A 19,498-nucleotide genomic window follows, 5' to 3' on the forward strand; every position below is an offset into this window, starting at 1 on the left:
GGAGAGGGGAGACCTGGGCATGGAACCGGACGACTGGGCCAACCCCCTGCTCGACCCGCGCGACCGCCGGCTCCCCCGCATCGCGGGCCCCTCGGGTCTGGTGATCTTCGGGGTCACCGGTGACCTGTCCCGCAAGAAGCTGATGCCGGCGGTCTACGACCTCGCCAACCGCGGCATGCTGCCGCCGGGTTTCTCCCTCGTCGGCTTCGCCCGGCGGGACTGGGAGGACCAGGACTTCGCGCAGGTCGTGCACGACTCCGTCCGCGAGCACGCGCGCACCCCGTTCCGCGAGGAGGTCTGGCAGCAGCTCGCCGAGGGCATGCGGTTCATCCCCGGTGACTTCGACGACGACACCGCGTTCAAGCAACTGCGGTCCGCCGTGGACGAGTTGGACGCTTCCCGCGGGACCAGCGGGAACTACGCGTTCTACCTCTCCGTACCGCCGAAGTTCTTCCCGAAGGTCGTCCGGCAGCTGAAGAAGCACGGCCTGGCGGACGCCCCGGAGGGCTCCTGGCGGCGCGCGGTGATCGAGAAGCCGTTCGGCCGCGACCTGAAGAGCGCGCGGGAGCTGAACGCCCTCGTGCACGACGTGTTCGAGCCGGACCAGGTCTTCCGTATCGACCACTACCTCGGCAAGGAGACCGTCCAGAACATCCTGGCGCTCCGCTTCGCCAACCAGATGTACGAGCCCATCTGGAACCGGTCGTACGTCGACCACGTACAGATCACGATGGCCGAGGACATCGGCATCGGCGGCCGGGCCGGCTACTACGACGGTATCGGCGCCGCCCGTGACGTCATCCAGAACCACCTCCTCCAGCTGATGGCCCTCACCGCGATGGAGGAGCCCGCCGCCTTCGACGCCGAGTCGCTGCTCATGGAGAAGCTGAAGGTCCTCAAGGCCGTCAAGCTGCCGGAGGACATCGGCGCCCACACCGTGCGCGGGCAGTACGCGGCGGCCTGGCAGGGCGGCGAGAAGGTGCGCGGCTACCTGGAGGAGGACGGCACCGACCCGGCCTCCACCACCGACACGTACGCGGCCATCAAGGTGAACGTCGACAACCGGCGCTGGGCGGGCGTCCCCTTCTACCTGCGCACCGGCAAGCGGCTGGGCCGCCGGGTCACCGAGATCGCGGTGGTCTTCCAGTCGGCCCCGCACTCCCCCTTCGACTCGACGGCCACCGAGGAGCTGGGCAAGAACGCGATCGTCATCCGCGTCCAGCCCGACGAGGGCATGACGGTCCGCTTCGGGTCGAAGGTGCCGGGCACCTCGATGGAGATCCGGGACGTGACGATGGACTTCGCCTACGGCGAGTCGTTCACGGAGTCCAGCCCCGAGGCGTACGAGCGGCTCATCCTGGACGTCCTCCTCGGGGACGCCAACCTGTTCCCCCGTCACCAGGAAGTGGAAGAGTCCTGGAAGATCCTCGACCCGATCGAGGAGACCTGGGCGAACCACGGCAGGCCGGCGCAGTACACGGCGGGCAGCTGGGGACCCGAGGAAGCCGACGAGATGCTCGCACGAGACGGACGGAGCTGGCGCAGGCCATGAAGATCGATCTGACCGACACCACGGCAAGCAAGATCAACAAGGCGTTGGTGAAGGGCCGCCGCGCCATCGGTACGCCCGCGGTGGGCATGGTCCTGACGATGGTGATCGTCACGGACGAGGAGAACGCCTACGACGCGATCAAGGCGGCCGAGGAGGCCTCGCACGAGCACCCCTCGCGCACCCTGGTCGTCATCAAGCGGCACGCCCGCACCCCGCGCGACCGCACCAACTCCCACCTGGACGCCGAGGTACGCGTCGGCGCGGACGCGGGCACCGGCGAGACGGTGATCCTGCGGACGTACGGCGAGGTGTCCGACCACGCCGACTCGGTCGTCCTGCCGCTGCTGCTGCCGGACGCCCCGGTCGTCGTGTGGTGGCCGGTGGACGCGCCGGAGAACCCGGCGAAGGACCCGCTGGGCGCGCTCGCCCAGCGCCGGATCACCGACCTGTACGCCGTCGAGCAGCCGCTGCGCGCCCTGGACCTGCGGGCCCGCTCGTACGCGCCCGGCGACACCGACCTCGCCTGGACCCGTCTGACGCCGTGGCGCTCGATGCTGGCGGCGGCCCTGGACCAGGCCCGGGTGAAGGTGACCGCGGCGGCGGTGGAGGCCGAGGAGGAGAACCCGGCCGCCGAGCTGCTGGCCCGCTGGCTGGAGGCCCGCCTCGGGGTCAAGGTCGACCGGGTCGTCACCGCCGGGCCGGTGGTCACGGCCGTACGGCTGGGCACCGCGAACGGCGAGATCGTCATCGACCGCCCCGAGGGCCCGCTGGCCACGCTGTCCCTGCCGGGCCAGCCCTCGCGCACCCTCGCGCTGAAGGTCCGCACCACCTCCGAACTGATCGCCGAGGAGCTCAGGCGCCTCGACGCGGACGAGATGTACGCCATCGCCCTGCGCGGCAACGGCACCAAGGAGACCCCCGCCCATGTCTGACTCCCCTTCCGACTCCCCGCGGCCCACCCGGCGACCGGAGTGGACGGCCCTGGAGGACCATCGCGCCCAGTGGCGCCCGCACCTGCGGGACCTGTTCGCGACGGACCCCGGGCGCGCGGAACGGTACGTCGTACGCGTCGGCGACCTGCGCATCGACTACTCCAAGCACCTCGTCACCGACGAGACGCTCGCCCTGCTCCAGGAACTCGCCACCGCCACCGACGTGTTCGGGCTGCGTGACGCCATGTTCCGCGGCGAGCGCATCAACATCACCGAGGACCGCGCCGTCCTGCACACCGCGCTGCGCGCTCCCGCGAACGCGGTGATCGAGGTCGACGGCGAGAACGTCGTCCCCGAGGTGCACGCCGTCCTCGACCGCATGACCGCGTTCGCCGACCGGGTCCGCTCCGGCGAGTGGACCGGCCACACCGGCAAGCGGATCCGCAATGTCGTCAACATCGGCATCGGCGGCTCCGACCTGGGCCCGGCGATGGCGTACGAGGCCCTGCGGGCCTTCACCGCACGGGAGTTGACGTTCCGCTTCGTGTCGAACGTGGACGGCGCCGACCTGCACGAGGCGGTCCGTGACCTGGACCCGGCGGAGACCCTGTTCATCGTCGCGTCCAAGACGTTCACCACCATCGAGACCATCACCAACGCCACCTCGGCCCGCTCCTGGCTGCTGAACGGTCCAGGCGGCCTGGGTGAGGACAAGGCCGTCGCCCGGCACTTCGTCACCCTGTCGACGAACGCGGAGAAGGTCACCGGGTTCGGCATCGACCCGGACAACATGTTCGGGTTCTGGGACTGGGTCGGCGGCCGGTACTCCTTCGACTCGGCGATCGGCCTCTCCCTGATGATCGCCGTCGGGCCGGACCGCTTCCGGGAGATGCTGGACGGTTTCCGAATCGTCGACGAGCACTTCCGCAACGCGGCCCCCGAGGACAACGCCCCTCTGCTGCTGGGCCTGTTGGGCATCTGGTACGGCAACTTCTTCGGCGCCCAGTCGCACGCGGTACTGCCCTACAGCCACTACCTGTCCAAGTTCACCGCCTATCTCCAGCAGCTGGACATGGAGTCCAACGGCAAGTCCGTGGACCGCGACGGCAACCCTGTGGACTGGCAGACCGGTCCGGTGGTGTGGGGCACGCCCGGCACCAACGGGCAGCACGCCTACTACCAGTTGATTCACCAGGGCACCAAGCTCATCCCGGCCGACCTGATCGGCTTCGCCCGTCCGGTCGACGAACTGAGCGACGAACTAGCGGCCCAGCACGACCTGTTGATGGCCAACCTGTTCGCGCAGGGCCAGGCGCTCGCCTTCGGGAAGACCGCCGAGGAGGTCCGTGCGGAGGGTGTCGCCGAGGAGCAGGTGCCGCACCGCACCTTCCAGGGCAACCACCCCACGACGACGATCCTGGCCAGGGAACTCACCCCCTCGGTCCTCGGCCAGCTCATCGCCCTCTACGAACACAAGGTGTTCGTCCAGGGCGCCGTCTGGAACATCGACTCCTTCGACCAGTGGGGCGTCGAACTCGGCAAGGTCCTCGCCAAGCGCGTGGAGCCCGCCCTCACCGAAGGGGCCGAGGTGCCCGGCCTCGACTCCTCCACCAGCGCCCTCGTGGCCGCCTACCGTGAGCTGAAGGAAGTGCTCTGACATGATAGCGATGCAAATCGGTCTCATCGGCCTCGGCAAGATGGGCGGCAACATGCGCGAGCGGATCCGCCGCGCCGGCCACACCGTCATCGGCTACGACCGCAACCCCGACGTCTCCGACGTGAGCGGCCTGGCCGAACTGGTCGACAAGCTCGAAGCCCCGCGCACCGTCTGGGTGATGGTGCCGGCCGGCGCCGCCACCCAGTCGACGGTCGACGAGCTCGCGGAGCTGCTGGAGCCCGGCGACGTCGTCGTGGACGGCGGCAACTCCCGCTGGACCGACGACGAGAAGCACGCCGAGGAGCTGGGCGCCAAGGGCATCGGCTTCGTCGACGCGGGCGTCTCCGGCGGGGTGTGGGGCCTGAAGAACGGCTACGCCCTGATGGTCGGCGGCGACAAGGAGCACGTCGACCGGCTCCGGCCGATCTTCGACGCGCTCAAGCCGGAAGGGCCCTCCGGCTTCGTCCACGCGGGCAAGGTGGGCGCCGGGCACTTCTCCAAGATGGTCCACAACGGCATCGAGTACGCCATGATGCAGGCCTACGCCGAGGGCTGGGAGCTGCTGGAGGCGGTCGACTCGGTCACCGACGTGCGTGAGGTGTTCCGCTCCTGGCAGGAGGGCACCGTCATCCGCTCCTGGCTCCTGGACCTGGCGGTCAACGCCCTCGACGAGGACGAGCACCTGGGCGCGCTGCGCGGCTACGCGGAGGACTCCGGCGAGGGCCGCTGGACCGTCGAGGCCGCGATCGACAACGCGGTGCCGCTGCCCGCGATCACGGCCTCGCTGTTCGCCCGGTTCGCGTCCCGTCAGGACGACTCGCCGCAGATGAAGATGATCGCGGCGCTGCGCAACCAGTTCGGCGGCCACGCCGTCGAGTCGGCGAAGGAGTAACGCGTCGTGGGGGACCTACTGCTGGTCCGCCACGGCGAGACGGGGTGGAGCGTGTCGGGACAGCACACCAGCTGGACCGACCTGCCCCTCACCCGGCACGGTGAGGAACAGGCCAAGTCCCTCGCTCCGCTCCTCTCGTCGCGGACCTTCGCCCTCGCGCTGACCAGCCCGCTGGACCGCGCGATACGCACCGCCGAACTGGCCGGTGTCGCCGGGGCCGTACCCGAGCCCGACCTGCGCGAGTGGGACTACGGCGGCTACGAGGGCGTCACCACCGTCGACATCCACCGCACCGTGCCGGACTGGTACCTGTGGACCGACGGGGTGCCGCCCGGCCCCGACGGGCATCCGGGCGAGTCGCCCGCCGAGGTGGGCCGACGCGCCGACCGGGTGCTCGCCCGGGTGGAGACCGCTCTCCCCGACGGAGACGTGATCGTCGTGGCGCACGCCCATTTCCTGCGCGTGCTGACGGCCCGCCGGCTGGGACTGGACGCCGCGGACGGTCGGCTGTTCCAACTGGCGACGGCGACCGTCAGCCGACTGTCCACGGAACACGGTCGTCCGGTCGTCGCGGAGTGGAACACCCGGCCGTAGTGGCGGGCCGGAACCCGCTCCGTCGAGCGGCAACCGTCGGCGCGTCGGGGCCGGTTGACATGCCGGAGGGACCGCGTCAGAGTCGCGGCTGATGGAGATCGACGATCTGACCCCGGCCGAGCTGCGGGTCTGGCGCGCCTTCCCCCGCGGCGAGTCCGTGACCTTCGGGGGCGCGGACGACGAGGATGTGGCGGACGGCGGCACGTGGGGTCCCGAACGGACCGTACGGGCCGCCGTCTTGCGGGCGCTGCTGCTCAACGGCCCGCAGGAGGACGGGGAGATACCCGCCCTGAAACTGGCGGGCGCACGGATCACCGGCACCCTGGACCTGCGGTACGGGACCTGCGAGCACGCCGTACGGCTGAGCCACTGCCACTTCGCGGGCGTGCCCCAGCTGTACGGCTCCCGGCTCCGCCAGTTGAACCTGAGCGGCTCCGTCCTGCCCGGGCTGACCGCCGGTGTGCTGCGGGTGGAGGGCGTCCTGCGGCTGTCGGACTGCCGGGTCCACGGGCCGGTGCGGCTCGGCGGCGCCCAGATCGCCAACGCCCTGTTCATGGAACGCGCGCACCTCACCGCCGGGGACGCGTCGGAGCCCGTGCTCCAGCTGAACCAGGTGACCACCGGCGACGACCTGTGGGCTCCCGGGCTGCGGATCGACGGCGAGATGCGGCTCAACGGCGCCCACATCGCCGGTTCGGTCAACCTCGACGAGGCGCGGCTCAGCCGCCCCGGCGAGCACGTCCTCGACGCGGAGACCCTCACCGTGGAGGGCGACGTCCGTATGCGGCACACCCACGTCGAGGGCTGGATCGGGCTGCGGGGCGCCCGGATCACGGGCCGCCTCGACCTGTCGTACGCCCGCCTGGTGAACCCGCGCGACGCGGCGCTGCGGGCGAGCAGTTGCACCATCGGGGAGCTGTGGCTGCGCCGGGGCCCCCGTCTGGACGGCACCCTCAACCTGCGCCGCACCCAGACGGAGGTCCTCTTCCTGGAGCCGGCGGTCGTGCCGGACGAGGTGCTGCTCAGCGACCTCGTCTACACCACGCTCACCCCGCACGAGCCCGCCGAGCGCCGGCTGCCGATGCTGGAGCGGGACAGCGACGGCTATGTCCCGCACGGCTACGAGCAGTTGACCGCCGCCTATCTGCGCATCGGCGACGACCGCGCCGCCCGGCTCGTCCAGCTCGCCAAGCAGCGCCGCCACCGCCGCACCCTGCCCTGGTACGGCCGGCTGTGGGGCCACGTCCAGGACGCCACCGTCGGCTACGGCTTCCGCCCGCTGCGCGCCTGCGGCTGGCTGCTGTCGCTGCTCGCGATCGGCTCGGTCGCGTACGCGCTGCACCATCCGCGCCCGCTCAAGCCGTCCGAGGCCCCGGAGTTCAACCCGCTGTTCTACACCCTCGACCTGCTGCTGCCGGTGATCTCGTTCGGGCAGGAGGGCGCGTTCGCCCCGGGGAGCGGGTACCAGATCCTGTCGTACGCGCTGGTCATCGCCGGCTGGATCCTGGCCACGACGGTCTTCGCCGGTGTGACCCGGACCGTCAGCCGCCAGTGAGCCGACGCACCGCGTGCTGGGCGGCGAGGCGGACGGGGGCGTTCTGGGCGCCGTAGCCCCGATAGCCACCGTCGCGCTGGACCAGCTCGAAGAAGACACGGCCGATGGTGGAGGTGTAGCAGTGCCGGAACTCGCCGTGGGCGTCACGGTCGTAGAGGATGCCGAGTTCGCGGTACGTGTCCAGCTCCCCGTCGGCGAACTCGAAACGGGCCGCCAGGTCGTCGTGGTAGTTGGCGGGGATCGGCAGCAGCCGCCCGCCCGCCGCGACGAACCGGCGGGCCGCGGCGACCACGTCGTCGGTGGCCAGCGCGATGTGCTGGGCGTGGACCGTGTCGTCGGTGGGTGCCGCGCCGACGGACAGGGGGATGCGGACGGTGCCGTCGGCGTTGGTGACGGCACGGCTGCGCAGCAGCCCGTAGGGGTCGGCGACGTCGACGCTCTCCTGCGCGTGCAGGCCGAGCACGCTCTGGTGGAAGAGGGCCGCCTCGTCGAAGTGGTGCCAGGGCTGGGTGAGGGCGAGGTGGTCGATGCGGGCGGCGGGCCCGGGCGGGGGCTCGGGGGCTGCCGTGTCCTCGAAGTCCGCCCGCCAGCCGGGCTGTTCGGGGCGGTCCGTGGGGGCGCAGAAGAACACCTCGGTGCCGTCCGGGGCCGCCACCGCGTCGAGCGGGGCGTCCTCCGGAGCGCGGCGGCGGGGCAGGACGGGGGCCAGCAGCGCCTCGGCGCGCCGGGCGGCGGCCGTCGGATCGGGTGACTCCAGGCCGATCGCGGCCAGCCGGGTGCCGTCCCGGCGTGCGGCCGTGCCCGTGTTGACCAGGAGCCGGGCCGCGCCCTGCTGCCACAGGTCGACCGGCTTGCTGCGGTGCCGTGCGGCGCGGGTGAAGCCCAGCGCGCCGAGCACCGTGGTGAGCGGCTCGGCGTCGGACGTCACGAGTTCGGCGAAGGCGATGCCCGTCGGGGCGACCGAGGCGGGCGGGGCGGCGATGCCCAGCGTCTCCTGGAGGACGAGGAGGGAGCGCCGGGCGTCGACGGCCGTGGGGCCGGCCTCGGCCTGACGGAAGACGTCGTTGAAGACCTCCAGGGAGAGCGGACCGTCGTATCCCGTGTGCAGCACACTGCGGACCAGCCCGGCGATGTCGAAGCCGCCCTGGCCCGGGAAGCAGCGGTAGTGGCGGCTCCACTGCAGGACGTCCATGGCGAGCAGCGGGGCGTCGGCCAGTTGGAGGAAGAAGATCTTCTCGCCGGGGATGTCCTCGATGCCCTTGGGGTCCGAGCCCCGGGACAGGATGTGGAAGCTGTCGAGGCAGGTGCCGAGCGCGGGGTGGCCGGCCGCCTCGACGACGTGCCAGGCGTGGTCGTACGTGCTGACGTGCCGCCCCCAGGCGAGTGCCTCGTAGGCGACCCGGATACCGAACTCCTGCGCCAGGTCGGCCAGTCGGGCCAGCTGTGCGGCGGCGAGGGCGTCGTCGTCCACCGCGAGGGGGGAGACGCTGGAGCAGACGAGGACGGTGTCGGCGCCGAGCCGGCGCATCAGCTCGAACTTGTGCCGGGCCCGGCACAGATTGCGGGCGAACTCGCCCTCCGGTACCGCCTCGATGTCCCGCATCGGCTGGTAGAGGTCGATGGTGAGACCGAGGTCGGTGCAGCGGGCGCGGATCTCCTCGGGGGTGAGGGGACTCGCGAGCAGGTCGTTCTCGAAGATCTCGACGCCGTCGAAGCCGGCCCGCGAGGCGGCCGTGAGCTTCTCGGTGAGGGATCCGCTCAGGGAGACGGTGGCGATGGACGTACGCATGTCGGTACCTCTCTGTTCCGGGTGCCGGGTGCCGGGTGCCGGGTGCCGGGTGCCGGGTGCCGGGTGCCGGGCCGTTACCGGTGCCTGGTTCCGGGCCGTCCCGAGTTCCGGGCCGTTACTGGTTCCGGAGTCCGGACCGTTCGTGGTTCCGATCCGTTCCGGTTTCCTGGCGCCGAGCCGAGCCGAGCCGAGCCGATCCGATCCGGATTCCTGGCGCCGGGCCGGTCCGTCCCCTTCCACTCCGTGTCCGAACCGGTCCAGGGCCGATCCGGGTCCGATCCGGTCCGGGCCCGCCCCCGGGCGCCCCGCCCTGCTTACTTGGGGGCCGTCACGGCGCCGGCCAGCTCGGCGATGTCGGTGAGCATCCGCGCGCTGTCGGGTTCCCGGCCGGTGAACAGCCGGAACGCGTCGACGGCCTGGAAGACGGCCATGCCGCCGCCGTCGAGGGTGGCGCAGCCGAGCGCGCGGGCAGTGCGCAGCAGTTCGGTCTCCAGCGGGCGGTAGACCACTTCGGCGACCCACAGGCCGGGGTGGAGGAGGGTGGCGGGGAAGGGCAGGCCCGGGTGGGCGGCCATGCCGGTGGGGGTGGCGTGGACGAGGCCGTCGGCCCGGGCGAGCAGCTCCGCCAGCCGGTCGGGGGCGGCGGCCAGGGCGCGGCCGTCGCCGAAGTGGCGGTTCAGGGAGTCGGCGAGGGCGGCGGCCCGCGCGGGCATCGCGTCCACGACGGTGACCTGTCCGGCGCCGAGCGTGAGCGTGGCGTGCGCGACGGCCGCGCCCGCGCCGCCCGCGCCCAGCTGCACGACCCGCTCCAGCGGGGCGTCGGGCAGACCGCGCGCGAAGGAGGCGGCGAAGCCGGTCACGTCGGTGTTGTGGCCGACCGCCCGGCCGTCCTCCTCGAAGACGACGGTGTTGACCGCGCCGAGCGCCTCGGCCTGTGCGGAGAGGGCGTCCAGGTGGGGGATGACCTCCTGCTTGCACGGGTGCGTGATGTTCAGTCCGTCGAAGCCCAGATCGCGGGCCGTGCGTACGAGATCGCCCACGGCCTCGGCCGGGACACCGAGGGTGTCGATGTCGATGAGCCGGTAGACATAGCGCAGGCCCTGCCGGTCGGCCTCCCGCTCGTGGAGTGCGGGACTGAGCGACGGGCCGATTCCGGAACCGATCAGGCCGACGAGATACGAGTCCTTGGGCACCACGCGGGACCTCCTGAGCGGCTCACTAATGTACGAACTAGTACGTTAGCTATACCAGTATCACCGGCCCACGGGAAGCCCCGGTGCGATGATCAGGAGCCCCGCACGGCGGCCTGCTCCTAGAATCTGCCGCACTGCCGTCGCCCGCCACACCTCTCGCCCCGCCGTCCGTGCCGCCTCCCACCCCGCCGCCCGCCCTGTCGCCCGAAGGAATCCGATGACCAGCGTCGAAGAACCGGCACGAGCCGGCCGACCGGGCGGGCGCATCCGCGACGCCGTCCGCACCCAGGCCGAGATTCTCGACGTGGCCACCCAGGAGTTCGCGCGGGCCGGCTTCGCCGGGGCCCGTGTCGACGAGATCGCGGCCCGCACCCGCACCACGAAGCGGATGATCTACTACTACTTCGGCGGCAAGGAGCAACTGTTCACGGCCGTGCTGGAGCGGGCGTACGCCGTCATCCGCGAGGCCGAGCAGGGGCTCGACGTGGACCACCTGGACCCGGTCGCGGCCATCCGGCGGCTGGCGGAGCTCACCTTCGACCACCATGAGCGCCACCCCGACTTCATCCGCCTGGTGAGCATCGAGAACATCCACGAGGCCGTGCACATCGCCGCCTCCGAGAAACTCGGCAAGATCGGCTCTCCGGCCCTCGACGTGATCCGCCGGATCCTGGAGCAGGGCCACAAGTCCGGGCTGTTCACGGCCGACGTGGACGCCGTCGACCTGCACGCGATGATCAGCTCGTTCTGCTTCTTCCGGGTCGCCAACCGGCACACCTTCGGCGCCCTCTTCGGCCGCGACCTGATCGACCCCGCCCAGCGCGAGCACTACCGCGCGATGCTCGGCGACATGGTCATCGCCTACCTCACGGCGGAGCGCGCGACGGACTGAGGCCGCCGCGGGCGGACCGGGGCACCCGGAGCGGAAAGATCCTTCGGCACCACCTCTTGACACGCGGGAAACGTCGGCGCAACATCCCACCCACCGCCACTAACTACCCAGTGGGTTAATTAGCCGAAGATCCGGCCCTCTCCCCGCCGCTCACTCCCTCTAAGTCGGAGTTTCCCCGAAGGAGCACCGCCGTGTCCGTCCCCGCCGCCGCACCGCCCGGCCAGCCGAAAAAAGCCGCCACTGCGGCCTGGATCGGCAGCGCCCTGGAGTACTACGACTTCTTCATCTACGGCAGCGCGGCAGCGCTGATCTTTCCCGAGGTCTTCTTCGACGAGTCCGACCCGGCCACCGCGACCCTGTTGTCGCTGGGCACCTTCGGGGTCGCCTACGCGGCCCGCCCGGTCGGCGCGCTCTTCCTCGGACACTTCGGCGACCGGGTCGGCCGCAAGAAGATCATGGTCTTCACGCTGATCCTGATGGGCCTGTCGACGTTCCTCATCGGCTGCCTGCCCACCCGCGACCAGGTCGGCACCCTCGCCCCCGTCCTCCTCGTGCTGTGCCGTGTCCTCCAGGGCATCTCGGCGGCCGGCGAGCAGGCCAGCGCCAACTCCATGACGCTGGAACACGCACCGCCCGAGCGGCGCGGCTTCTTCACCAGCTTCACCCTCAGCGGTACCCAGGGCGGCCAGCTGCTCGCCACCCTGGTCTTCATCCCCGTCGCCGCGCTGCCCGAGGACCAACTGCTGTCCTGGGGCTGGCGGGTGCCGTTCTGGATGAGCGTCGCGGTCGCCGTCGTCGGCTTCGTCATCCGCCGCAAGCTGGACGAGACCCCGGCATTCGCCCAGCAGGCCGCCGAGCAGGGCGTCGCCAAGATGCCCCTCGCCATCCTGATGCGCGAGCACTGGGCGGACGTCCTGCGGGTCGTCGGCGGTGCCCTCATCGCCTCGGTCAGCACCATCTTCACCGTGTGGGCACTGTCGTACGCGACCAGCGACTCGGTCGGCATGAGCCGCTCGTCGATGCTGTGGGTGGGCGCGCTCGCCAACCTCGTCGCCCTCGCCGCGATCCCGGCGTGGGCCACCCTGTCCGACCGCATCGGCCGCCGCCCGGTGTTCCTCGTCGGCGCCGTCGGCAGCGCGGTGATGATGTTCCTCTACCTGTGGGCCATCTCGACGGGCTCCTACCCGCTGGTCCTGGTCCTCGGCATCATCACCTTCGGTGTGGTCTACAGCGCCGCGAACGGCGTCTGGCCCTCCTTCTACGGCGAGATGTTCTCCACCCGCGTCCGGCTGTCCGGCATGGCCATCGGCACCCAGATCGGCTTCGCCGTGGCCGGGTTCGCGGTGACCTTCGCCGCGCAGATCGCCGGCCCGGACGGCGACGACTGGCTGGCGGTCGCCCTGTTCACCGCCGCCCTGTGCGTCCCGCCGGTCATCGCCGCCGTCACCGCCCGCGAGACCCACAAGGTCCCGACGGAACTGCTCGGCGAACGACCCGCCCGCGAGGCGCCGGAACCGCAGCGCGTGACCGCCTGACCCCGTCGCTTCCCCCGTGTCCCCGGCGCCGGTCGGTTCGGCGCCGGGGACACGGCGTGTTCCCGCCGTCGCCCCGTTGACAGTTGACGTCCCCTGCAAGAACATCGGCCGAAACGAGCAGAAAAGAACAGCCCCGCGCCTCCTGCGACATCCGTGGTCCCGAGGGGGAAGGCTCTCCGCGCGCACCGGCCGGTTTCAGGGGCGGCCGGCGCGCGCGGAGCCGGGGCGCGTCGCCGGTGCGGAAACCTTCGGCACGCCGGGTACGCCGGTGTCCTCGGCCTCGGCGTCATGGGGGGGCGGTGCATGACACTCCGGCCGGCCCTCACCCGACGCCTCCGCACGGCGGGCGGAAGTCACGTCGGGCCGTCGCCGCCGGGGCGACCGCTCCCCCGCCTCGCCCCCGGCCCCTCCCTCCGGCCTACCGGTCCTCGCCCCGTACGGGAATCCCGTACGCCCGCTCCACCCTCAGCCGCAGCACCAGTCGGCGGTCGCGGACCATCGCGGCGCGGTAGTCCTCCCAGTCGGGGTGCTCGCCCAGCACGTCCCGGTAGAGGCGGATGAGTTCCTCCACCGTCTCGTCGTACGGATCCTCCGCCACCGGGGTGAGATCGGCCGTGCCCTCGGCGACCGTGTACGCCCGGCGGTCGGCGCCGGTGACGTGGTAGGAGGCACGCGGATCACGGCGTAGGTTGCGGGTCTTGGCGCGGTCGTCGGTGATCGAGACCCGGATGATCCGCTCCTCCGGGTAGTAGGCGTGACTGACGTTCGACAACTGGGGCCGGCCGTCGCGCTTGAGGGTCACCAGGACCCCGCCGTGGCCTTCGGAGAGCAGTTGGAGCAGCGCGTCCTGAGTCATGCCTGAACCAACTCGCCCGGCCGGGCGCCCTATTCCGCGTGCTGCGACCGCGATGTTGCCGGAACGTTTCCTCCCGACGACCGACGATCATGCCGATGCGGGGACCGAGGGCCCCTTCCTGCGCGACGATGATGTCTGAGGTCGTCCCGGCGGGGTATGCCGGACCGCACCTCGACGAACGCGACGGAGGAGAACGATGGCACTGCTGCGACAAGAGGTGGACCCGGGCGAGGTCGGCCTGGACGCGAAGGCGTTGGACCGCCTCGACCAGCACTTCGCCCACTACGTGGACGAGGGCCGGCTGGCCGGTTACCTCGTGGCCGTGTCCCGCGGCGGACGCGTCGCCCACCTCACGACGCACGGCCGCCGCGACATCGCGGCCGACCTGCCCGTCGAGCCCGACACCCTGTGGCGGATCTACTCCATGACCAAGCCGGTGACGGCGGTCGCCGCGCTGATCCTGGTGGAGGAGGGGCGGCTGTCGCTGGACGACCCGGTCGGCCGCCACGTCCCGGCCTTCGCCGAACCGCGGGTGTACGTGAGCGGGTCCGGCGCCGACACCGTGACCCGTCCGGCCGAGGGTCCCCTTCTGGTCCGGCATCTGATGACCCACACCGCGGGCCTGACCTTCGCGTTCTACCACTCGCATCCCGTCGACGCCCTCTACCGCGAGGCCGGTCTGGAGTCGTCGGTGCTGCCGGGCACGGACCTGGCCCAGACGACCGACAGGTACGCGAGCCTGCCGCTCCAGTTCGAACCGGGCACCCAGTGGAACTACTCGGTCGCCTCCAACGTGCTGGGCAGGGTCGTCGAGGTGGCGTCCGGGCAGGCCCTGGACACGTTCTGCGCCGAGCGGATCTTCGGCCCGCTCGGGATGACCGACGCCGGTTTCTGCGTCACCGAGGAACAGGCGGGCAGGCTCTCCGAGTTGTACGGCGACGCGGACGGCGGCGGCATCGAGCCGATCCCCGGCCTCCCCCTGCGCGGGCGTCCGAGGCTGCTGTCCGGGAGCGGCGGCATGGTGGCCTCCGCCCACGACGTGCACCGCTTCTCCGAACTCCTGCGCCGCCGCGGCGAACTCGACGGTGTCCGCCTGCTCGCCCCCGAGACGGTGGACCTGATGACGTCCAACCACCTCCCGGGCGGCGCCGACCTGCGCACCGCCGGCAGTCGCCCCGCGCACGACGAACCCGGCAACGAAGGCGTCGGTTTCGGCTTCGGCCTCTCCGTGGTGATCGACCCGGACCGCACCCTGGCACCCTCGGGTCTCGGCCAGTACGGCTGGACCGGCGCCGCGACCACGACGTTCTGGGTCGACCCGAGCCGGGATCTGTCCGTGCAGTTCATGACGCAGCTGCGGCCGAAGAACTCGCACACGATCTTCCCGGATCTGAAGCGGCTGGTGCACGAGGCGGTCGACGAGTAGGCGCCGACACCATCGGGGCCGTGATCGGGATCGAAGCCCGGGTCCGGGTCCGGGTCCGGGTCCGGGTCCGGGTCCGGGACTTCTCAGGGTGATCCCGGATCGGCCACGGCACCCGCACCTGCCACTCTGAAGTCCGCGAGGCGAACGGGCGGACGGGGGAAGCGCCATGTGGGGCAGGCCGGACGAGAGAGAGTCGGACGAGGGACGACCGGGCAGGGGAAGGCCGGGCGGAGGGAGGCCGGGCGGGGCACGGCTCGTCAGGGCCTCGGGCGCGCACTCGTACCTGAGACTGTTCGTCCTGTCCGGAATCGCCACGGTCCTCCTCACCCGGGCCTTTCTCGCGCTGGCGGGGTATCCGAGGCTCGGCGGCGACGGCGGGCGTCTGCACATCGCCCACATGCTGTGGGGCGGCCTGCTGATGATGGCCGCGAACCTCCTCGCGCTCGGCTGTGTGGGCCGTCCGGCGCGCCTGGCCTGCGCGGTCGTGGGCGGCGTCGGCTTCGGGCTCTTCATCGACGAGGTGGGCAAGCAGGTCACGGACGAGCCGGGGTACTTCTACCGACCGGCCGCGGGCATCATCTATCTGGCGTTCGCCCTGCTCATCCTCCTGACCGGGTCGCCGCGCCGCCCCGCCGCGCACACCGCGGAGCAGCGCACCGTTCAGGCCGCCGACCTCGCCCTCACCTCGGTCGCCTCGGGCCTGACCGCCGGTCGGCGCCGGGCGGCGACCCGGCTGGTCGAGGACTCACCGCACGCGGTCGACGTGACGCTCGTCCGGCTGCTCCAGGTGCTGCCCGAGCGCGGGCCGGGCCCCTCGGAACGATGGCGTTCCGGAGCGGCCCGGGTGCGCGAGGTGCTGCGCCGGGCGGCGGGGCACCGGCTGGTGCTCGTCCTCACCGTGCTGTGCGTCCTGACCGAGGCGGTGCTGTTCTCCGTCTGGCTGACGATGGGCGTGTTCGACGGCGAACTGGCGCGCGAGCCGCAGCGGGGCGCCCTGGTCGGGATCATGGTGAGCGCGGTCGCCGCGGCCGGGCTGGGCATCACCGGGCTGGTGCGCCTGCGGGCCGACCCGGCGGCGGCGTTCCGGCTGTTCCGGGCCGCGCTGCTCATGGACATCCTGCTCGGCCAGATATTCAAGTTCACGGTCAACCAGTTCGCGTCGGTCACCGAGCTGCTCTTCGACCTGGGCCTGCTATGGGTGGTCTCGGCGGAGCTGCGCCGACGCGACCCGCGGGCAGCCGCGCCGGCCTACTGATCGACCCGGAGGGTGAAGTGCACGCCCTCCCGGGCGAGTTCGCCGAGCCACTCCTGGGAGCGGGCCGCCGTCTCGGCGGCGCGGCTCAGGCCCGGCGGCAGGGAGCCGTCCAGGATGTGCCGGACGCCGAGGGCGAGGGGGCGCGAGACGCAGCGGGCCATCGCGCTCTCCTCCTCGTCACCGACCAGGTCGAGGAGGTAGCCGCCCGACCACTCCTGCCCGGCTCCGCCCCGCACGTCCAGCGACACCGCGAGGACCACCCGGTCGCGGTCGGCGGCCGTGGTCGGGTAGGTCGCTGCCAGCTCCCGGGCCAGGGCGGCGATCCGGGTGTCGTCGCCGCTCCGCAGCTCCGCGAGGACTCCGTCCCAGGCGCGCAGCCAGCCGTCCAGGCGGAGGGTGCCGCGGACAAAGGTGCGCGGCTCCCAGGCCGACGGCAGACCGTACTGCTCGACGAAGGGCACGCTGTCGCGGTTGGGGTAGACCTCGAAGGTCTCGCCGTCGACGACCTGCCGGCGGGTCGCCTCCCACGGCCGGCCGGCGATGGTCTCGGCGCCGTCCTCCAGGTAGCGGGCGGGTGAGCGGAGGGCGTTCAGCACACCGGCGGGGGCCCAGCTGAAGCGGTACTTGAAGTCGTTCGGTACGGCGGGGACGCCACCGCAGTAGGAGGTGAAGTGGTAGGAGGCGGGGGTGTCGTCGCCGATCGTCTCCCGGGCGCGGGCGACGAGGCCGTGCGCGAAGAGATGGTCGATGCCGGGGTCGAGGCCGGCCTCGGTCAGGACGGCGACCCCGGCCCGCGCCGCCGCGGGCGCCTGTTCCAGGATCGCGTCGGAGACATAGCTGGAGCAGGCGAAGTGCGCCCGCTCGCGCACGCACAGGGCCAGGAGGGCGGGGTGCTCGGGGGCGGGCAGCATCGACACCACCACGTCGCCGGGCGCGAGGGCCGCCGCGAGGGCGTCCGGGGTGAACGCCCGGGGCTCGGCGCGCGAGGCGAGACCGAGCCGGTCGAGGGTCTCGGCGGCGCGCTCCTCGGTGCGGTGCCACAGCCGCACCCGCCCGGCCGTCTCGCACAGCACGGCCAGACCGCTGCCGGTGGAGAGTCCGGCACCGATCCAGTGGACCGTGCCACTCGCGGGAACCACCTCAGACGACGTCACGCGACTCCCCCTCCTCGGTGTTCGCGGTGTTCGCGATCCCCGTGATGCCGAGTTCACGGCAGGCCTGATGGAACCGGTCCAGACAGCGTCCCCAGGGAGCACCCGTACCGAACTCGGACAGCTGGAGCAGCAGGGCCGCCGAGAAGTCGGTGCTGGACTCCCGCGGCAGCAGGGACGGCAGGTTGTCGATGGCGATCAGGTCGAGCGGCGGCTTCTCGCGCAGCGGGCGCGCCGGTTGCGTCCAGTCGGTGGTGCGGTCGTAGACCGGCAGGACGTTGAGGGGCGAGCCCACGTCGCAGGTGACGTCGCACAGGGTGCGCAGGCGGCGGGCGGGGGCGTCGAGGTCGTCCTCGCGCAGGAAGGGCGGGACGGGCGTGGTGGCGAGGACGGCGTTGACCATGACGTCGTGGCGGAGCAGGGCCGCCCGGTCCAGGTCGCGGGTCTCCTCGACGTCCCAGCAGGTGGGTTCGATCCCCGCCGTGTGGAAGGCGGCGCGTGCGCCCCGTCCGCTGCGGCCGAGCGCGCCGATCACCAGCGCGGTGAACTCCTCGTCCCCGGCCCGCGGGCGCAGCGTCTCGTCCAGCGCGTCCTTGTCGGTGGGCGTCAGGGGCGCGGCGAGCCTGCCCCGGTGCCGGAGGACGGCCAGGGCCGCGCCGAGGTAGCCGGCCCAGAACCCGAACGCGGCGAGGCGGCGTCCGGCGTCGTCGACGAGGTACTCCAGGTCGAGCAGCGCCCCTCCCCCGCGCGCGAACCGTCGCAGCAGATCGGCGGCTCCCGGCTGTCGCTTGTAGGCGTGGCCGAAGAAGATGTGACGGTGGGTCAGTTCGGCGGGTTCGTCGGGGAGTTCCTTGAGGCCGAGGATCACGGCGCCGGCGGGTGCCGACACCCACGAGCCGGTGGGTGCGATCCGGCAGCCGGCCGCCTCGTACTCCTCGACGGGGAAGATCCGCTGGGGGGACTCCTCGACGGTGAGCCTCACTCCGCCGTCGACGAGCCGTCGTGCGTCGGACGGCACGATCGGCGTGCGGCGCTCGGTGGTGCGGGCCTCGTGGCGCAGCCACAGGTGGAGCTCGGTCATACGCGGTTGGCCTCCGGGCGCAGGGCGTCGGCCGCGAACCGGTCGACGCTCAACGGGCTGACGTCCACGAAGGGTACGCGGCCCAGGTACAGGTCGCGGACGACCTCGCCGACGGCCGGTCCCTGGAGGAAACCGTGGCCGGAGAAGCCGGTCGCATACAGAAAACGGGACACCGAAGTCGCCTCGCCGATCAGGGCGTTGTGGTCCGGGGTGAGTTCGTACAGTCCCGCCCAGCCGCCGGTGCGGCGCAGGTCGAGCAGGGCGGGGGCACGCTGTGCCATGGCCGCGCCGAGGCGGGGGATCCAGCGGTCGTGGGTGTCGGTGGCGAAGCCGGGCCGCTCGTCGGGGTCGGACATGCCGACGAGGAGGCCGGGGCCCTCGGTGTGGAAGTAGAGGCTGGTGGTGAAGTCGATGGTCATGGGGAGGCGCGGCGGCAGTCCGGGGACCGGTTCCGTGACCGCGATCTGCCGGCGCAGCGGCTCGACGGGCAGGTCCACGCCGACCATCGCGGCGACCGCGCGCGACCAGGGGCCGGCCGCGCAGATCACCGTGTCGGTGTCGATCCGGCCGATCGTCGTCAGCACGGCGGTGATGGCGTCGCCGTGGCGTTCGATGCCGGAGACCTCGGTGTGCCGCAGGATCTTCGCTCCGTGCAGACGGGCGCTCGCCGCGTAGCCGTGCACGACCGCCTCGGGCGTGCAGTGGCCGTCGTCGGGCGAGTAGGCGGCGGCGAGCAGTCCGTCGGTGTCGATCAGTGGGGAGAGCCGGCGGGCCTCGGCCGGGTCGATCATGCGGCTGGGCACGCCGAGGGCGTTCTGCCGTCGTACGCCCGCCTCGAAGGAGGCGACGTCCTCGGGCGTCGACAGTAAGAACAGATAGCCGACCCGGTGCAGCCCGATGTCGTACCCGGTGTCCTCCTCGAAGTGGGCGAACGCCTCCAGACTGCGTGCGCCCAGCCGGATGTTGAGCTCGTCGGAGAACTGTGCCCGCACCCCGCCCGCCGCCTTGGAGGTGGATCCGGAGGCCAGCTCGTCCCGCTCCACCAGCACGACGTCCCGTACGCCCGCCCGGGCCAGATGGCAGGCGATGCTCGTGCCCATCACCCCGCCGCCGATCACTACGACACCGGCCCGCATGC

General features: G+C 72.0%; 16 protein-coding genes. 10 read left to right on the forward strand and 6 right to left on the reverse strand.

All coding sequences use genetic code 11. From position 1 onward, the window contains the following. Positions 1–19: 19 nt before the first annotated feature. From zwf to ACZ5VD_RS08530, 6 genes are all read left to right on the forward strand, one after another. The gene (gene zwf, locus ACZ5VD_RS08505) at positions 20–1,552 is read left to right on the forward strand and encodes a glucose-6-phosphate dehydrogenase (protein WP_468681688.1); all 1,533 of its coding nucleotides are present in this window, start codon (positions 20–22) and stop codon (positions 1,550–1,552) included. Beyond that, a complete protein-coding gene (gene opcA, locus ACZ5VD_RS08510; RefSeq protein WP_468551265.1) occupies positions 1,549–2,484 on the forward strand; it encodes a glucose-6-phosphate dehydrogenase assembly protein OpcA in 936 nt (311 codons plus the stop codon). Before zwf ends, opcA begins: the two co-directional genes overlap by 4 nt. Continuing rightward, entirely contained in the window at positions 2,477–4,141 is a 1,665-nt protein-coding gene (pgi, locus tag ACZ5VD_RS08515; RefSeq protein ID WP_468681538.1) for a glucose-6-phosphate isomerase, read from the forward strand. The genes opcA and pgi overlap by 8 nt, the downstream gene beginning before the upstream one ends. A gap of 10 nt (positions 4,142–4,151) precedes the next feature. Then, complete coding sequence (gene gnd / locus ACZ5VD_RS08520; RefSeq protein ID WP_468551395.1) at positions 4,152–5,033, forward strand: phosphogluconate dehydrogenase (NAD(+)-dependent, decarboxylating); 882 nt, start codon at positions 4,152–4,154, stop codon at positions 5,031–5,033. A gap of 6 nt (positions 5,034–5,039) precedes the next feature. Next, positions 5,040–5,627, forward strand: a complete 588-nt coding sequence (locus ACZ5VD_RS08525) for a histidine phosphatase family protein (RefSeq protein ID WP_468681540.1) — start codon at positions 5,040–5,042, stop codon at positions 5,625–5,627. 91 nt (positions 5,628–5,718) lie between these two features. Beyond that, positions 5,719–7,182: a membrane-associated oxidoreductase gene (locus tag ACZ5VD_RS08530; protein ID WP_468681541.1), complete on the forward strand. Its 1,464-nt coding sequence runs from the start codon at positions 5,719–5,721 to the stop codon at positions 7,180–7,182. Here ACZ5VD_RS08530 and ACZ5VD_RS08535 read toward each other — a convergent pair. Beyond that, a complete protein-coding gene (locus tag ACZ5VD_RS08535) occupies positions 7,169–8,971 on the reverse strand; it encodes a bifunctional sugar phosphate isomerase/epimerase/4-hydroxyphenylpyruvate dioxygenase family protein (RefSeq protein WP_468681543.1) in 1,803 nt (600 codons plus the stop codon). The two genes, ACZ5VD_RS08530 and ACZ5VD_RS08535, sit on opposite strands and share 14 nt — an antisense overlap. A 314-nt stretch (positions 8,972–9,285) precedes the next feature. Further along, positions 9,286–10,164, reverse strand: a complete 879-nt coding sequence (locus tag ACZ5VD_RS08540) for a shikimate dehydrogenase (RefSeq protein ID WP_468551394.1) — start codon at positions 10,162–10,164, stop codon at positions 9,286–9,288. Between the two features lie 217 nt (positions 10,165–10,381). On the opposite strand from ACZ5VD_RS08540, the gene ACZ5VD_RS08545 reads away from it, so the two are divergent. Together ACZ5VD_RS08545 and ACZ5VD_RS08550 are read left to right on the forward strand one after the other, a co-directional pair. Then, positions 10,382–11,056 carry a TetR family transcriptional regulator gene (locus ACZ5VD_RS08545; protein WP_468551260.1) on the forward strand — a complete coding sequence of 225 codons (675 nt, stop codon included), beginning with the start codon at positions 10,382–10,384 and terminating at the stop codon, positions 11,054–11,056. 191 nt (positions 11,057–11,247) lie between these two features. Continuing rightward, positions 11,248–12,591, forward strand: coding sequence for an MFS transporter (locus tag ACZ5VD_RS08550; RefSeq protein WP_468551259.1), 1,344 nt, complete (start codon positions 11,248–11,250; stop codon positions 12,589–12,591). Between the two features lie 418 nt (positions 12,592–13,009). On the opposite strand, the gene ACZ5VD_RS08555 is transcribed toward ACZ5VD_RS08550, so the two are convergent. Next, positions 13,010–13,447, reverse strand: a complete 438-nt coding sequence (locus tag ACZ5VD_RS08555; protein ID WP_468681545.1) for a TIGR03618 family F420-dependent PPOX class oxidoreductase — start codon at positions 13,445–13,447, stop codon at positions 13,010–13,012. 196 nt (positions 13,448–13,643) lie between these two features. Here ACZ5VD_RS08555 and ACZ5VD_RS08560 point away from each other — a divergent pair, with 196 nt between their 5' ends. Further along, positions 13,644–14,873: a serine hydrolase domain-containing protein gene (locus tag ACZ5VD_RS08560; protein WP_468551257.1), complete on the forward strand. Its 1,230-nt coding sequence runs from the start codon at positions 13,644–13,646 to the stop codon at positions 14,871–14,873. Positions 14,874–15,039: 166 nt separating this feature from the next. After that, positions 15,040–16,128: a hypothetical protein gene (locus ACZ5VD_RS08565; protein WP_468681547.1), complete on the forward strand. Its 1,089-nt coding sequence runs from the start codon at positions 15,040–15,042 to the stop codon at positions 16,126–16,128. Here ACZ5VD_RS08565 and ACZ5VD_RS08570 read toward each other — a convergent pair. The 3 genes from ACZ5VD_RS08570 to ACZ5VD_RS08580 are packed head-to-tail and all read right to left on the reverse strand — an operon-like array spanning position 16,122 to position 19,496. Beyond that, a complete protein-coding gene (locus ACZ5VD_RS08570) occupies positions 16,122–17,282 on the reverse strand; it encodes a saccharopine dehydrogenase family protein (RefSeq protein WP_468681548.1) in 1,161 nt (386 codons plus the stop codon). The genes ACZ5VD_RS08565 and ACZ5VD_RS08570 overlap by 7 nt on opposite strands. Further along, on the reverse strand, positions 17,269–18,360 hold the full coding sequence (locus ACZ5VD_RS08575; RefSeq protein WP_468681550.1) for a saccharopine dehydrogenase: 1,092 nt from the start codon (positions 18,358–18,360) through the stop codon (positions 17,269–17,271). The genes ACZ5VD_RS08570 and ACZ5VD_RS08575 overlap by 14 nt, the downstream gene beginning before the upstream one ends. Continuing rightward, positions 18,357–19,496, reverse strand: coding sequence for an NAD(P)/FAD-dependent oxidoreductase (locus tag ACZ5VD_RS08580; protein ID WP_468551393.1), 1,140 nt, complete (start codon positions 19,494–19,496; stop codon positions 18,357–18,359). The genes ACZ5VD_RS08575 and ACZ5VD_RS08580 overlap by 4 nt, the downstream gene beginning before the upstream one ends. Positions 19,497–19,498 lie beyond the last annotated feature (2 nt).

It is taken from the genome of Streptomyces sp. NPDC032822, from assembly GCF_055578825.1.

Coding starts and splice junctions, on each gene's coding strand:
- ACZ5VD_RS08565 (WP_468681547.1), top strand. CDS start 15,040: ATGTGGGGCAGGCCGGACGAGAGAGAGTCGGACGAGGGACGACCGGGC.
- ACZ5VD_RS08545 (WP_468551260.1), top strand. CDS start 10,382: ATGACCAGCGTCGAAGAACCGGCACGAGCCGGCCGACCGGGCGGGCGC.
- ACZ5VD_RS08555 (WP_468681545.1), bottom strand. CDS start 13,447: ATGACTCAGGACGCGCTGCTCCAACTGCTCTCCGAAGGCCACGGCGGG.
- ACZ5VD_RS08580 (WP_468551393.1), bottom strand. CDS start 19,496: ATGCGGGCCGGTGTCGTAGTGATCGGCGGCGGGGTGATGGGCACGAGC.
- ACZ5VD_RS08560 (WP_468551257.1), top strand. CDS start 13,644: ATGGCACTGCTGCGACAAGAGGTGGACCCGGGCGAGGTCGGCCTGGAC.
- ACZ5VD_RS08575 (WP_468681550.1), bottom strand. CDS start 18,360: ATGACCGAGCTCCACCTGTGGCTGCGCCACGAGGCCCGCACCACCGAG.
- zwf (WP_468681688.1), top strand. CDS start 20: ATGGAACCGGACGACTGGGCCAACCCCCTGCTCGACCCGCGCGACCGC.
- ACZ5VD_RS08530 (WP_468681541.1), top strand. CDS start 5,719: ATGGAGATCGACGATCTGACCCCGGCCGAGCTGCGGGTCTGGCGCGCC.
- pgi (WP_468681538.1), top strand. CDS start 2,477: ATGTCTGACTCCCCTTCCGACTCCCCGCGGCCCACCCGGCGACCGGAG.
- gnd (WP_468551395.1), top strand. CDS start 4,152: ATGCAAATCGGTCTCATCGGCCTCGGCAAGATGGGCGGCAACATGCGC.
- opcA (WP_468551265.1), top strand. CDS start 1,549: ATGAAGATCGATCTGACCGACACCACGGCAAGCAAGATCAACAAGGCG.
- ACZ5VD_RS08535 (WP_468681543.1), bottom strand. CDS start 8,971: ATGCGTACGTCCATCGCCACCGTCTCCCTGAGCGGATCCCTCACCGAG.